Raw genomic sequence first — 14,068 nt, forward strand, 5'->3', positions numbered from 1 at the left:
AAATCATACGGTCTATACCCTTGGGTATAATGAACTCGTCTTAGAATCCCGCGAGCTATCTATAATCAATAAGATTTCATTTAGTCCGTCAGTGTAATAGACGAATCTCCCTCTTCGTAGGATTACTGGTACCACTAACGCACGAGTCGAAAAGAACGTGCAGAGCGGGGCGCGGAGGGAAATCACAATATTCGAGAAACACAAGTAATTGTGTGAGCGATTGTGCGCGCCTTCCGCTGCCCATTTGTGGAAGGGGCAGTACAATGGCCGTAAAACTCAATCTTCATGACCTCGAGTTCATTCTCCAGCAGATCAAGATCGCCGAACGACACGCCGCGGGCGAAAATCTCGTCGACATCCTGGGCAATTACCACCTGCCCTATGGTCTGCGCACGGTAGACGGCAGCTACAACAACTTGGTCGAAGGCCGCGAGCGCTGGGGCGCTTCGGACGAGGTCCTGCCGCGCATGTTCGCACCGAACTATCGCGACGACCAGGACGGCGATGTCATGTCCTTCGGTCCGACCTTCTCGGTCACCAACACCAATTACGGCGCAGCCGGCGATGTGGCCGACGCCGATCCGCGCATCATCTCCAACCTCATACTCGACCAGACGGCCGGCAACCCCGCTGCGATTTCCGCCGCGCTGACCCAGACGGGTTACGAAGGCGATGCAATGGCCGCCGTTTCGGCGATCAACGCCGCGTGGACCGACTATGAAGGCGGGCTGATGACGTATGACGATTTCGTCGCGCTGGCCGGGACTTATGGGCTGAGCCTTCAGGGCGACAGTCTGATGATCCCCAACACCGCACCCGACGAGGGACTGTCCGCGCCCTTCAACGCCTGGATGACCTATTTCGGCCAGTTCTTCGATCACGGTCTCGACCTGATCCCGAAGGGCGACAACGGCACGGTCTACGTCCCGCTCCAGCCGGACGACCCCCTGTTCGACGCCGGCGCCGATGGCATTCCCTTCACCGCCGATGACGGCCGCACCAATTTCATGGTGATGACCCGCGCCCAGGTCGACGAGAACGGCGAGACGATCAACACGACGACCCCGTTCGTCGACCAGAACCAGACCTATGGTTCGCACGCATCCAAGCAGATCTTCATGCGCGAATACGAGATGGTCAACGGCCGCCCCGAGGCGACCGGCCACCTGCTCGAAGGCGCCAATGGCGGTCTGGCAACCTGGGCCGATGTCAAGGCGCAGGCCCTCGACGTGCTCGGCATCGTGCTGAGCGACGCGGACGTCCTTTCGATCCCGCTGATCCGTTCGGATCCTTACGGTAACTTCATTCCTGATGAAAACGGCTTTCCCCAGGTAGTCGTCGGCATCGGGGCTGATGGCATTCCCAACACCGCAGACGACGTGGTCGTCAGCGGCTCTCCAGCTAATCCCGTGCACCTCCTGACCGGGATGGCGGGTGAAATCCCGCCGGAGGGTGTCCCTGAGGGAATGGCCGTCATCCCGGTGCGGACGGCTCATGCCTTCCTCGATGACATTGCGCACAACGCTGCGCCGGTGTTCAACGCAGGCAACCTTGCCGCCGACGCCGATCTCGACACCGGCAATGCGGTGGCCGTCGGCACTCGCGGCGAAAATCTCGAGTACGACAACGAGTTGCTCGACCGCCACTTCATCACCGGCGACGGTCGCGGGAACGAGAATATCGCGCTCACTGCGGTCCACCACGTGTTCCACTCCGAACACAATCGCCAGGTCGAGGCGAACAAGCTGGAAATCCTGAAGTCGGGTGATCTCACCTTCATCAACGAATGGCTGGATGTCGACCTGACCCAGCCGGAAGTCGATGGCTTGGCGGCTCTCTCCGATGCGCAGATCGTGGCTTACGGCGCGACGCTCGACTGGGATGGCGAACGCCTGTTCCAGGTCGCCAAATTCGCGACCGAGATGCAGTACCAGCACCTCGTCTTCGAAGAGTTCGGGCGCCGGCTGCAGCCGAATATCGATCCCTTCGTGTTCAACACGACGACCGATATCAACCCGGCCATTTTCGCCGAGTTCGCCCACGTCGTCTATCGCTTCGGTCACTCCATGCTGACCGAGGACGTGAACCGCATGTTCCTCAACGATCTCGGCGAGCCCGTTTTCTACGACGAGCTCGGCAACGAGGTCCCGGTGACCGACATGGAAGCCTGGGGGAACAATATGGGCCTGATCGAGGCCTTCCTCAATCCGGTGGCTTTCGACCTTGATGGCGGCATCTCGGCCGACCAGGCGGCTGGCGCAATCTTCCGCGGGCTGAGCCTGGAGCCGGGCAACCACATCGATGAATTCATCACCGATGCCCTGCGCAACAACCTTCTCGGCCTCCCGCTGGACCTTGCGGCGATCAACATCGCCCGTGGCCGCGACACCGGCATGCCGACCCTGAACGAGGCGCGCGCAGAACTCTTCGAAGCGACCGGCTCCACCTTCCTCACGCCTTATGCGAGCTGGGCCGAGTTTGCCGAGAACCTGAAGAACCCGCTCTCGGTGGTGAACTTCATCGCGGCCTATGGCACGCACCAGTCGATCATCGATGCGGGCGACAATGTGGAGGCGCGCCGCACCGCTGCGACAGACCTGGTGCTCGGCATGCCCGGGGAAACGGCGGAGCAGACCGCTGCCCGCCTTGCCTTCCTCAATGGTCCTGCCGCTGATACCGGCGTCAATGACATCGATATGTGGGTCGGCGGCCTTGCCGAAGCGCCGATGGTCTTCGGCGGTTTCCTCGGCTCGACCTTCAACGCCGTGTTCGAAGCGCAGATGGAAATCCTGCAGGACAACGACCGGTTCTACTACCTGTCGCGTACCCAGGGTCTCAACCTGCTGAATGAGCTTGAGAACAACGCCTTCTCCAAGCTTATCCAGGCCAACACCGACCTGACCGATCCCGGTCCGGACGGCATCCGTGGCACGGCGGACGACATCCTCAATTTCCATGGGCATGTCGACGCCTTCACGCTGGCAACCCATGTGCTGCATGTCGATCCCACGAAGCAGATCGGCGCCGATCCGCAGCATGACGACCCGATCCTCAACGCGCTTGGTCAGACACTTGTCCAGCGCGACGATCTGGCGACGCCCGAAGTCGAGGTGAATTACATCAAGTATATCGGTGCGGATCACATCACCATTAACGGCACCGCTGGCGATGACACGATTATCTCCGGCGGCGGTGATGACGGGATCTGGGGCGGCAACGGCAACGATCGGATCGAAGGCGGCGCGGGCGTCGACCTGATCGTCGGCGGTGCCGGCAACGACATCATCACCGACAGCGGCGACAGCGGCGACTTCATCAAGGGCGAGGAAGGCGATGACGTGATCGCCAACTCGAACGGCATTGACGTCCTGATGGGCGGCGATGGCAAGGATGCCTTTATCGTCGGCGTTGACACGACCGAGGTCTTCGGCGGCGAGGGTGACGACTTCATCCTCGGCGGCGACGATGCCGACTTCCTGCTCGGCAACGAGGGCGACGACTGGATCGAAGGCGGTGGCGGTTTCGACGTCACGGCTGGCGACAACTCCGAGCTCTTCTTCAACTCGACGATCATTGGCCACGACGTGATGTTCGCCGGCGACAACGAGCATGACTTCGACGCCGAATCCGGTGACGACATCATGGTCCAGGGCATCAGCGTGATGCGCAACGAAGGCATGTTCGGCTTCGACTGGGCCAGCTACCAGGGTTCCCCCGTTGCGGGAGACGCGGACATGAGCGTTGGCATCTTCGTCAACGAACAGCAGAATATCCTGCGCAACCGCTTCGATCGTACGGAAGCGCTGTCGGGTTCGCGCCACGACGATGTCCTCCGCGGCGATGATCGTGGCACGGGCGGCGAAGCCGGGCTGGACATGATCAACGATGAGCTGACCCAGGCCGGTGTCGATCGCATCGCGGGTCTCCGCGAGGCGCTCGGGCTGGCACCGCGCGGCGATGCTCCCGATGACGAGATCGTCTTCGATGGCGGCAACATTATGTTCGGCGGCGCCGGCAGCGACTTCTTCGACGGTCGTGGTGGCAACGACTACATCGACGGCGACCTTCGCCTCAACGTCCGCATCAGCATCATGGACGAGGCGGGCGTCAACGAGATCGCGACGACCACCAGCCTGAAGAACCAGGTGACGATCGACGGCGTGACCAAGGCGCTTTCGGCTCACCTGCTCGATGGCACGGTTTCGCCCTTGCAGATGCATATCGTCCGTGAAATCGTGGACGTTGGCCTCGCTGGCGACATCGATACGGCGTATTACTACGACAATTTCGCAAATTACCAGATCACCGCTGCGCCGGACGGCCAGGGGATCATGGTCACCCATATCACTCCGACGGCAGGCGTGGACGATCCGTTCACCGGTCGAGCGCGCTTCTCGGATGGTATGGACACACTGCACAACATCGAGTTCCTGCAGTTTGCGGACCAGACGGTCAGCGTGGCCTCGCTCAATCCGAACGCGGCGGGTGCGGCGATCCTGAGCGACAATTCGCCAACCGAAGGCCAAGTAGTGAGCGCCGATGTGTCCGGCATTTCCGACATCAACGGCATCGTTTCTTCCACCATTCAGTGGCAGGTTTCGAGCAACGCCGTCGATTGGCAGGATGTGCCGGGAGCCGTCGGCCCCGACTTCACGCCGGAAGACCTTGCCGGTACCGAATTCGGTGCCCAGGCCGGGCTCTTCCTGCGGGCGGCCTTCATCTATGAAGACGGGCTTGGCTTCATCAACACGCTCTATTCGGCGATGACCCAGCCGGTGGGTGTGAATTGGGAGGGCGATGGTGTTGCCACCGACTTCATCGGAACCGGGGGTGATGACATCGCACACGGCAGCGCCATCGGCGAGTCTATGTCAGGCAATGCTGGAAGGGACCAGCTGACCGGAGGCGCCGGAGACGATGTCCTCGATGGTGGCCTCGGCGTTGACACCACCGACGGCGGGTTCGGCAACGACCTGCATCTTGTCGACAATGCGGACGATGTCGTGATTGAAGGCATCGGGCAAGGTACGAATGATCGCGTTGGCTCGTCGGTAACCTGGGCGCTTACCAACGGAGCCGAAGTCGAAAATCTTTTCGCCGTCGGCACCGACGACATCGATCTCGACGGTAATGAGTTTGCCAATGTCGTGCGCGGAAATGCTGGTTCTAATTCTCTTGACGGAAACGAAGGAAACGACGTTCTGTATGGCTTGGCTGGAGACGATGTGGTCGAGGGCGGGGAAGGCGATGACATACTGTACGGTGGACCGGGGGCCGACATTATCAGTGGGGGGCTCGGCAATGATCGCTATTATTTCGATGATTCTGCTGACGTCGCCTTCGAAGCCGTGGGGGAGGGAGACCGCGATGTTGTCGGAACGCTCGTAGACCATGCACTTGAAGTCGGTTCGGAAATTGAAGTCCTGTTCGCGCGGGGGACTAGCGGAATCACTTTGACGGGGAACGAGTTCGGCAATGAAGTAAGAGGTAATATTGGTGCCAATATTCTTTCTGGGGAGGGTGGTAATGATACTATGTTTGGCCGGGAAGGTAATGACACAATGTTTGGCGGTGAAGGCGACGACATCTTATATGGGGGTGCTGGGGTCGACGTCATTTCTGGAGGATTGGGTAATGATACTTACTATTTAGACAACGGGGACGATATAGCACTCGAGGGTATTGGCGAGGGTGATCGAGACCTTGTCGGAACACTGGTAAGTTACACGCTTTCTGCCGGTTCCGAGATCGAAGTGCTTTTTGCGCGGGGCGCGGCTGACATAGACTTGACCGGCAACGAATTCGGTAACGAGATCAAAGCGAATAGCGGATCAAATGTCGTATCCGGCGAGGAAGGCGACGACATTATTTTTGGTCGGCACGGCAATGACACGCTGTTCGGCGGCCAGGGTAATGACCACCTATTCGGAGGCTATGATGACGACGTGATGCACGGCGGAATGGGAGACGACTATTTCTATGTTAACTCCGAATCCGATGTGGTTGTAGAAGCGCTCGGCGAAGGGCGCGACCATGTGGTAACACTTAGTAGCTATGAACTGACTGCCGGCGCTGAAGTCGAGGTTTTGGTTACGAAGGCCACAACCGCGATTAACTTGACTGGGAATGAGTTTTCTCAGTCAATTTGGGGCAACAACGCCAACAATACCCTTTCGGGCATGGATGGTGATGACAAGCTCGGAGGGTATCGAGGCAATGATACCTTCTCAGGCGGTGCCGGTAACGACACGATATTCGGCCATGAAGGGGACGATCTAATTCTTCAAGTCGGTCTCACAGATGGGCGCGACTTTGTGAATGGCGGTGTGGGCATCGATACCTGGCAGCTAACCGCCGGGGCCGGTGAGGAATATACCATTATCACGCGGGCCGAGGCTTTGGCTCTTGGTATTACCGGTCTCAAAAGCAACACGGAGATCGTGGTGACGCTGAACGGCACCGACAACGCCTCGATCATCGCCGAACTCGACAATATCGAGGAAATCGTGATCGACTCGATCGATGTCGCTTCGGGTGGGACGGCCAACGGCGGGGTGACTGCCAGCGGTGCGACCGTGAACGTAGTTGGCGACTTTACTCCGACCAGCCTCGATCTGAACACGATCACGATCAACGGCGGCGCGGGCAACGACCTTGTCAACATCACCCAGCTGACCTCACCGCACCGCATCAAGTTCGATGCCACGCAAGGGTTCGACCAGGTGATCGGCGATCTTCGTCCGCAGGATGAAGTGACCTTCGCCGATGGCGTCCAGCTCGGAGCCTTCCGCGAACTCATCGCCGAAATGCGCGGCGACTGGGAAGCCGGCGCACGGTCTTCGGACGTGTTCCAGGCGCTCACCGCCTTCATCGAAGCGAACCGTAGCCCGATGGCAGATTCGAGCGGTTGGGCCCATGCCAACCCGTTCGGACAGGGTCCTGCGGATTTCAACAAGGACGATCTCGGGAGTGCGAAGTTCGCCCCCTTCGAAGACGGACTCTTCGAAACCTTCCTCTTCTGAGGTTGTCCAGCCGGGGCCCGGGTTTCGGCCCGGACCCCGGTATCACCGTGTCGAAGGCCGCGGGGTTTGGATCCGAATTCCTGCGGACTGCCTAAGGGCGATATCGGGTGGGCGAAGTCTGCCCCCTTCGAAGGAAACCTTCGAATTCTTCCCTAACCGATTTCGTCCAGCCGGAGCACGGGGCGCACACCCCGGCTCCGGCTTCTTTTTATTCGCGGTCAGTCTTTCTTCAGCGCCGACAGGGCTTCGGCGAGCGGGCCGCTGGCTTTGCGCTCTTCGTCGCTTTCAATGCCGACTTCGTCGCGCGCGGCGTCGGCGCCGGGGCCTTCGCGATAGGGATCGATGGCGAGGCCCAGTTCCTGAGCGATCGCTTCGCCAAGATCGAAGGCATCGCCCTCGTATTCGATCTCGTCGAGATCCTCTGCGGTCAGCTCGAATTCCTCGTCGTCCGCGTGGTCACCCCGATCGCGGGGCGGCACGAAGCGGAGCGAGAAGGCCTCTTCCAACTCATAAGCCAGCGGATCGCGCGTGACGGCGCAGGGCTGCTCGATCGTGGCCCGCAAGGTCCCGTCGACGAGCACGGCGCCGTCCTTCTCCCCGAAAGCGGCCGTGGCGGTCAGCGCGGAGATTGCGGTTACACCGAAGCGTTGGGACAAGGCGGCGCGTTCGTCGGCAGTAGCCTCGATTTCCAGCACGCCGGCCGGAAGGGCGCGGGGCTTGATCAGGCGGACGAGTTCGTTGTGGTCGCTCATGCGGCGATCTCCCCGCGGCGCAGCGCATCGCTCTCGGTCCGCTCCAGCCGCTTGTGCAGGCGAATCATCCGTTCGGCCAGCGCGTGGGCTTCGTCTTCCTGCGCCATGGTGACATTGCGTTTCAGCGCCTCGGCCAGCGCGGCGCGGTCTTCTTCGGCCAGGGCCTTGCGATAGCTGCCCAGCCGGCCGCCCATGCTGCTCATCAGCTTGCCGATCTTCTTGCCGACAGTGGGATCGCCGATGCCCGCCTCGCGCAGCTGGCCTTCCATGTCCTCCACGAACAGTTCGGTCACCAGCGCGGTGTGCGGGGCGAGTTCTTCGTCGCGCTCCATCCGCAAGAGGACGAGGCTGAGCACCAGCGTGACCATGTCGAAGCGCCCTTCGACCGTGTCGGCCACGCCGCACATCCGGTACCAGTCGGGCTCGCGCGCCTGTTCGACGATGCTGTGCCACAAGGGGCGCCACTGTTCGCGCGGGTCGGTCTGGGTTCCGAATAGGCGGGCGAAGAAAGACATGGGAGAATGGGTTCCTGTTAGCTTGTTCAGCGGCAATTCAAGCCGCCATCCCCACCGCTTCGCAACTGCCACGTTGCAAGCTGGAGCGCGGCGGTTTAGGGCATCGCTCGCGCATATAGGGCGCAGCGGCCACAAGGCCAAGCGCGCCAGGAATTACGGAGTTCGAAGCAGTTCCCATGAGGGTCACCAAAATCCTTGCCACAACGGCGCTCGTTGCCGCCGGCCTCAGCCTTGGCGCCTGCTCCTCGATCCGCGAAACCCGCGGCTATGTCGTCGATTCGACGCTGCTGAATTCCGTCCAGCCGGGCATCGACAACCAGCGCAGCGTCGAAATGACGCTGGGCCGTCCGACCTTCACCAGCCAGTTCGGCGAACCGACCTGGTATTACGTGTCCTCGACCACGGGGCGCAAACCCTTCGTCCGTCCGCGCATCCAGCAGCACCAGGTGCTGGCCGTAAAGTTCGGCCCCGATGGCAGCGTGATCGCTGCGGACCGTTCGGGCATGGACGAGGTGGTCTACCTCACGCCCGATGGCGACAAGACGCCGACGCTGGGCCGTGAGCGTGGCTTCCTCGAAGACCTGTTCGGCAACATCGGTACGGTCGGCCAGCCGGGTCTCGGCGGCCAGCAGGGTCCGGGCCGCTAGGCGCGCCTTGACCGCTTTGCTGCGCACCCCATATCGCGCAGCATGAGTGACCAAGACAATCGCCACGGCCTCGTCCAGTGGCACGGAACCACCATCATCGGTGTGCGCAAGGGGGACCGGATCGTCGTCGCAGGCGACGGGCAGGTGTCCATGGGCAACACGGTGATGAAGCCCAACGCGCGCAAGGTTCGCCGCATCGGTGAGGGCGGCAAGGTCGTGGCAGGCTTTGCCGGCGCGACCGCCGACGCCTTCACCCTGTTCGAGCGGTTGGAAAAGAAGCTCGAGCAGTATAACGGCCAGCTCCTGCGCGCCGCGGTCGAGCTGACCAAGGACTGGCGCACCGACAAGTACCTGCGCAATCTGGAAGCGCTGATGATCGTGGCGGACAAGGAGAACCTCCTCGTTCTCACCGGCAATGGCGACGTGCTGGAACCCGAAGCCGGCATCACAGCCATCGGCTCGGGCGGCAATTACGCGCTCGCGGCGGCCAAGGCCATCGCCGAATATGAAGACGATCCGGAGACCATCGCCCGCAAGGCGATGCAAGTCGCCGCGGACATCTGCGTCTTCACCAATGGCAATGTGACCCTCGAAGAGGTCTGAGAGAATACATGGACAATCTGACACCCAAGGCGATCGTCGCCGCGCTGGACGAACACATCATCGGCCAGAAGGACGCCAAGCGCGCCGTTGCCGTGGCGCTTCGCAACCGATGGCGCCGCCAACGCCTCGACCGCGATCTGCGCGACGAGGTAACGCCCAAGAACATCCTGATGATCGGTCCCACCGGCTGCGGCAAGACCGAGATCAGCCGCCGTCTCGCCAAGCTGGCAGAAGCTCCCTTCGTGAAGGTCGAGGCGACCAAGTTCACCGAGGTCGGCTATGTCGGCCGCGACGTCGAACAGATCGCCCGCGACCTCGCCGAAGAAGCCATCCGCCTCGAAAAGGAACGCCGACGCGAGGCCGTGCGCGAAACCGCTAGCCAGGCCGCGATGGAGCGCCTGCTCAACGCGCTTGTCGGCGAGAACGCCAGCGAAGCGACCCGCGAGGCTTTCCGCGAGCGTATCGTCCAGAACGCGATGAACGACACCGAGGTCGAAATCGATGTGAAGGACCAGCCGAGCTCGAACATGGAAATCCCCGGCATGCCCGGCAATGTCGGCATGATCGACCTTTCCGATATGCTCGGCAAGGCGATGGGCAAGTCGAACCTCAAGCGCCGCAAGCTCAAGGTCCCCGATGCGTGGGACCGGCTGGTGGAGGAAGAGGCCGAGAAGCGCATGGACCAGGACGACGTCAACCGCGTCGCGCTGGAGAACGCCGAGACCAACGGCATCGTCTTCCTCGACGAGATCGACAAGATTGCGGTGAGCGATGTGCGCGGCGGCTCGGTCAGCCGTGAAGGCGTGCAGCGCGACCTGCTGCCGCTGATCGAAGGCACGACCGTGGCTACCAAATACGGTCCGATGAAGACCGACCACGTTCTCTTCATCGCTAGCGGCGCGTTCCACGTCTCCAAGCCTTCGGACATGCTGCCCGAACTCCAGGGCCGCCTGCCCATTCGCGTCGAGCTACGCGCGCTGACCGAGGAAGATTTCGTGCGCATCCTCACCGAAACGCGTGCCAACCTCGTGCAGCAGTACAAGGCGCTGATCGGGACCGAGGAGGTCACGCTCGACATCACCGACGATGCGATCACCGAAGTGGCGAAAATCGCCGCGCGGGTGAACGAAAGCGTCGAGAACATCGGCGCCCGCCGCCTTCAGACGGTGATGGAGCGCCTGCTCGAGGACATCAGCTTCGAAGCCGAAGAGCACAAGGGCGAGACCATCACGGTCGACGCCGCCTATGTGCGCGAGCGGCTTGATGATCTGTCGGGCGATACCGACCTCAGCAAGTATATCCTGTAATGGCCGGGCCGGTGCGCGACAGGGAGGCGATGATCGCCGCCATGGAGCCCCGGCTCGATACGCAGCGCTGGCGCTTCGTTCTCGCCAGCCCCGACACCGCACCGCAGCTCCTGGGCGCAGCGATCGGGACCTTCCGCGAGGACGAGGGCGTGACGGCCATCGTGCCGTCCGAACTGGCGGACGAACTGGGCATCGAAGGCCCGGATTTCGCGCGCATCACGCTGATGGTGCATTCGGACCTGGAAGGCGTCGGGCTGACGGCCGCCGTGTCATGCGCGCTCGCAGATGCGGACATCGCTTGCAATATGGTGGCAGCGTTTCATCACGACCATACATTTGTGCAAGCGGCGCGCGGTGAGAAGGCGCTTGGCGTATTGCAAGAGCTTTCAGCTTCCGCGACCTGACTTGCGACGTTCAGTCGACACCCGAAATCGGACATTATCTCACGGCTGCTAACGACCCGATTGCAGACATTGGTCTGAATGCTAATCGCCTAGCTTGATTGGCCAATCGACATAGGCTTGCCGCCGTGAGGGACCGTAATGCGTGATGCTGCCTTCGTACTAATACTCTTGGTCGGACTACCGCTAATCGGGTGGGAGTTGGTGCGTGGTTTCAGAACAGGAGTCATGGATGCCGTCGGCGTACCAGTCGCCTGTTATGATCGGTCGACGCACCCTTTCATGTTTTGGTTAGCGACGACATTCAATGTAGCAATGCTCATTGTTGGCACTGCCTTTCTTATCGCCGAGTTTTTTTGAGACTTGAACCGCTATCGACGCCCGCTTTCCACCCAAAGGCCGCCTGACCGGTTACGGATGCGGCGCCAGCCCGATCTCCACACCAGTCTTGTCGGTCAGCGCGAACTTGTCGACCAAGTCGCTGCTCGCACGGTTGAGGCCGACGACCTGCACGCTTCGTCCATTCCGGCGCATGCGTTCGACTACCTTGTCGAGCGCGCCAACTGCGCTGATGTCCCAGAAGTGGGCCTTGCTCACATCGATGATGACGTGGTCGGCTGGGTCGCTCTGGGTGCTTTCGGGACCGAGCGCGGCTTCGAAACGCTCGACGCTGGCGTAGAAGATCTGGCCCTTGGCGCGGTAGGTGGCGGTGTCGCCCTCGCGCTCGCGCACCACTTCGAACATGGTCATCACCTTGTGGGTGAAGAACACGCCCGACAGGACCACGCCTGCCAGCACGCCGAGCGCAAGATTGTGCGTCGCGACCACGGTGATGACCGTCACGACCATCACGACGCTCGACTGCCACGGGTGCTTTCCGATATTGGGGATCGAGTTCCACGAGAAGGTGCCAATACTCACCATGATCATGATCGCCACCAGCGCCGGCATTGGCACCTGGCCGACAAGGTTTCCAAGCACGGCGAGCAGGATGAGCAGCGCGAAGCCGGCGGTGAAGGTCGATAGGCGTCCACGCCCGCCGCTGGTCACGTTGATGACCGACTGGCCGATCATCGCGCAGCCGCCCATGCCGCCGAACATGGCGGCCACGATGTTGGCCACGCCCTGGCCCGCGCTCTCGCGGCGCTTGTTCGAGCCGGTGTGCGTCATGTCGTCGACGATCTGCGCGGTCAGCAGCGATTCAAGAAGGCCGACGGCGGCCATGGTCACCGAATAGGGGGCGATGATGGCGAGCGTTTCCCACGTCAGCGGGACATCCGGTAAAGCGAAATAGGGCAGGCCTTCGGGTAGCTCGCCCATGTCCGACACGGTGTTCACCGGCGCGTCGAGCCAGATGGTGAGCGCGGTCAGGACGATGATCGCAATCAGCGGGCTGGGCACGGCAGTGGTGAAGCGGGGAATGATGTAGATCATCGCCAGTGCGGCTGCGACCATCGCGTAAGTCATCCAGCCGATGCCGGCGGCGGTGGGGTCGAGTTGCGGCAGCTGCGCCATGAAGATGAGGATCGCCAGCGCGTTGACGAAGCCGGTGATGACCGAGCGCGAAACGAACTGCATCAGCAGGTCGAGCCGCAGCAGGGCGGCGATGCCCTGGAAGATGCCCATCAGGATCGTCGCGGCGAAGAGATATTCCACCCCATGATCGCGCACCAGCGGCACGACAACCACGGCAACCGCGGCCGTCGCAGCGCTGATCATGCCCGGACGCCCGCCGGTAAAGGCGATGACCATGGCAATCGCGACCGATGCGTAAAGGCCGACACGCGGATCGACGCCCGCGATAATCGAGAAGCCGATGGCCTCCGGGATCAGGGCGAGGGCGACGACGATGCCGGCCAGCACGTCTGCACGGATGTTGGAGAACCAGTCGCGTTTGATCGCGCCGAGGTTGGGCATGATATCTGTCCAGCTATATAAGGAGGGCGCGCGTTAGCACCCGGAAGGTCTGGGCGCTACTAGCGATTGTGCAGTGCAACACAACCCCGCAAAGCTCGAATAGCTATTCGATCGCCGCTTCCTCGGCCTGCTGGCGTGCCCACATTTCGGCGTAGAGCCCGTTGTACCGCAGCAGTTCGCTATGCGTGCCGATCTCGGCCAGCCTGCCGTGGTCGAGCACGAGGATGCGGTCGGCATCGGCAATGGTCGACAGGCGGTGTGCGATGGCCAGCGTGGTTCGATGCGCGCTCACCTGCTTGAGCGTGCGCAGGATGTCCTGCTCGGTCCGGCTGTCGAGCGCGCTGGTCGCCTCGTCGAGCAGCAGGATCGGCGGGTCTTTCACAAGCGTGCGCGCGATGGCGACGCGCTGCTTCTCGCCGCCCGAAAGCTTCAGCCCGCGCTCGCCGACCTCGGTCTCGAACCCGTCGGGAAGGCGCTCGATGAAGGGCAGGATCGCGGCCGAGCGCGCGGCGGCGATGATGTCCTCTTCCTCAGCTCCCTCGCGTCCATAGGCGATGTTGTAGCCGATGGTGTCGTTGAACAGCACGCTGTCCTGCGGGACGATCCCGATATGGCTGCGCAGGCTCTCCTGTGTGACCGTGGTGATGTCCTTCCCGTCTACAAGAATGCGCCCCTTCTGCGGGTCATAGAAACGGAACAGCAGCCGCGCGATAGTGCTCTTGCCCGCGCCGGAAGGCCCGACGATGGCCACGTTGCTTCCCGCCGGAACCTCGAAGGTCAGGCCATGAAGGATGGTCCGCTCCGGCTCGTAGCCGAAATGGACATGGTCGAAGGTAATGGTCGGACGCTTTACCACAAGCGCCGGCGCGCCGGGCTTGTCCGAAACTTCGACCGGCGTGTCGAT

At 61.8% G+C, this 14,068-nt stretch carries 9 protein-coding genes (1 of these 9 cut by a window edge); 5 read left to right on the forward strand and 4 right to left on the reverse strand.

Annotated features, from left to right (window positions below; translation table 11 throughout):
- Positions 1-263: 263 nt before the first annotated feature.
- Complete coding sequence (locus tag K3148_RS08540; protein WP_221424413.1) at positions 264-7,022, forward strand: peroxidase family protein; 6,759 nt, start codon at positions 264-266, stop codon at positions 7,020-7,022.
- 218 nt (positions 7,023-7,240) lie between these two features.
- Here K3148_RS08540 and K3148_RS08545 read toward each other — a convergent pair whose 3' ends face one another.
- Together K3148_RS08545 and K3148_RS08550 are read right to left on the reverse strand one after the other, a co-directional pair.
- Positions 7,241-7,774 (reverse strand): YceD family protein, encoded by a 534-nt coding sequence (locus tag K3148_RS08545; protein WP_221424414.1) that lies wholly within the window; start codon positions 7,772-7,774, stop codon positions 7,241-7,243.
- Complete coding sequence (locus K3148_RS08550; protein WP_221424415.1) at positions 7,771-8,289, reverse strand: ubiquinol-cytochrome C chaperone family protein; 519 nt, start codon at positions 8,287-8,289, stop codon at positions 7,771-7,773. The genes K3148_RS08545 and K3148_RS08550 overlap by 4 nt, the downstream gene beginning before the upstream one ends.
- 176 nt (positions 8,290-8,465) lie before the next feature.
- On the opposite strand from K3148_RS08550, the gene K3148_RS08555 reads away from it, so the two are divergent.
- The 4 genes from K3148_RS08555 to K3148_RS08570 are packed head-to-tail and all read left to right on the forward strand — an operon-like array spanning position 8,466 to position 11,250.
- The gene (locus K3148_RS08555; protein WP_221424416.1) at positions 8,466-8,936 is read left to right on the forward strand and encodes an outer membrane protein assembly factor BamE; all 471 of its coding nucleotides are present in this window, start codon (positions 8,466-8,468) and stop codon (positions 8,934-8,936) included.
- Between the two features lie 42 nt (positions 8,937-8,978).
- The gene (hslV, locus tag K3148_RS08560; RefSeq protein ID WP_221424417.1) at positions 8,979-9,539 is read left to right on the forward strand and encodes an ATP-dependent protease subunit HslV; all 561 of its coding nucleotides are present in this window, start codon (positions 8,979-8,981) and stop codon (positions 9,537-9,539) included.
- 8 nt (positions 9,540-9,547) lie between these two features.
- Positions 9,548-10,846 carry an ATP-dependent protease ATPase subunit HslU gene (gene hslU / locus K3148_RS08565; RefSeq protein ID WP_221424418.1) on the forward strand — a complete coding sequence of 433 codons (1,299 nt, stop codon included), beginning with the start codon at positions 9,548-9,550 and terminating at the stop codon, positions 10,844-10,846.
- 29 nt (positions 10,847-10,875) lie between these two features.
- Entirely contained in the window at positions 10,876-11,250 is a 375-nt protein-coding gene (locus K3148_RS08570) for an ACT domain-containing protein (RefSeq protein WP_247711527.1), read from the forward strand.
- Positions 11,251-11,658: 408 nt separating this feature from the next.
- Here the strand turns inward: K3148_RS08570 and K3148_RS08575 are convergent, their stop codons facing one another.
- Positions 11,659-13,164: a SulP family inorganic anion transporter gene (locus K3148_RS08575; RefSeq protein WP_221424420.1), complete on the reverse strand. Its 1,506-nt coding sequence runs from the start codon at positions 13,162-13,164 to the stop codon at positions 11,659-11,661.
- Positions 13,165-13,267: 103 nt separating this feature from the next.
- On the reverse strand, positions 13,268-14,068 hold the 3' portion of the coding sequence (locus K3148_RS08580; RefSeq protein WP_221424421.1) for an ABCB family ABC transporter ATP-binding protein/permease. It continues 1,008 nt past the right edge of the window; only the last 801 of its 1,809 coding nucleotides appear in the window; its start codon lies off the right edge, out of view — the gene reads right to left on this strand; it ends in the stop codon at positions 13,268-13,270.

The sequence above is a fragment of the Qipengyuania aurantiaca genome (assembly GCF_019711375.1).
Lineage (GTDB): Bacteria > Pseudomonadota > Alphaproteobacteria > Sphingomonadales > Sphingomonadaceae > Qipengyuania > Qipengyuania aurantiaca.

Bases quoted from the DNA above. Each gene is read 5' to 3' on its own strand.
- K3148_RS08540 (WP_221424413.1), top strand. From the start codon at position 264: ATGGCCGTAAAACTCAATCTTCATGACCTCGAGTTCATTCTCCAGCAG.
- hslU (WP_221424418.1), top strand. From the start codon at position 9,548: ATGGACAATCTGACACCCAAGGCGATCGTCGCCGCGCTGGACGAACAC.
- K3148_RS08550 (WP_221424415.1), bottom strand. From the start codon at position 8,289: ATGTCTTTCTTCGCCCGCCTATTCGGAACCCAGACCGACCCGCGCGAA.
- K3148_RS08570 (WP_247711527.1), top strand. From the start codon at position 10,876: ATGATCGCCGCCATGGAGCCCCGGCTCGATACGCAGCGCTGGCGCTTC.
- K3148_RS08575 (WP_221424420.1), bottom strand. From the start codon at position 13,164: ATGCCCAACCTCGGCGCGATCAAACGCGACTGGTTCTCCAACATCCGT.
- K3148_RS08555 (WP_221424416.1), top strand. From the start codon at position 8,466: ATGAGGGTCACCAAAATCCTTGCCACAACGGCGCTCGTTGCCGCCGGC.
- K3148_RS08545 (WP_221424414.1), bottom strand. From the start codon at position 7,774: ATGAGCGACCACAACGAACTCGTCCGCCTGATCAAGCCCCGCGCCCTT.
- hslV (WP_221424417.1), top strand. From the start codon at position 8,979: ATGAGTGACCAAGACAATCGCCACGGCCTCGTCCAGTGGCACGGAACC.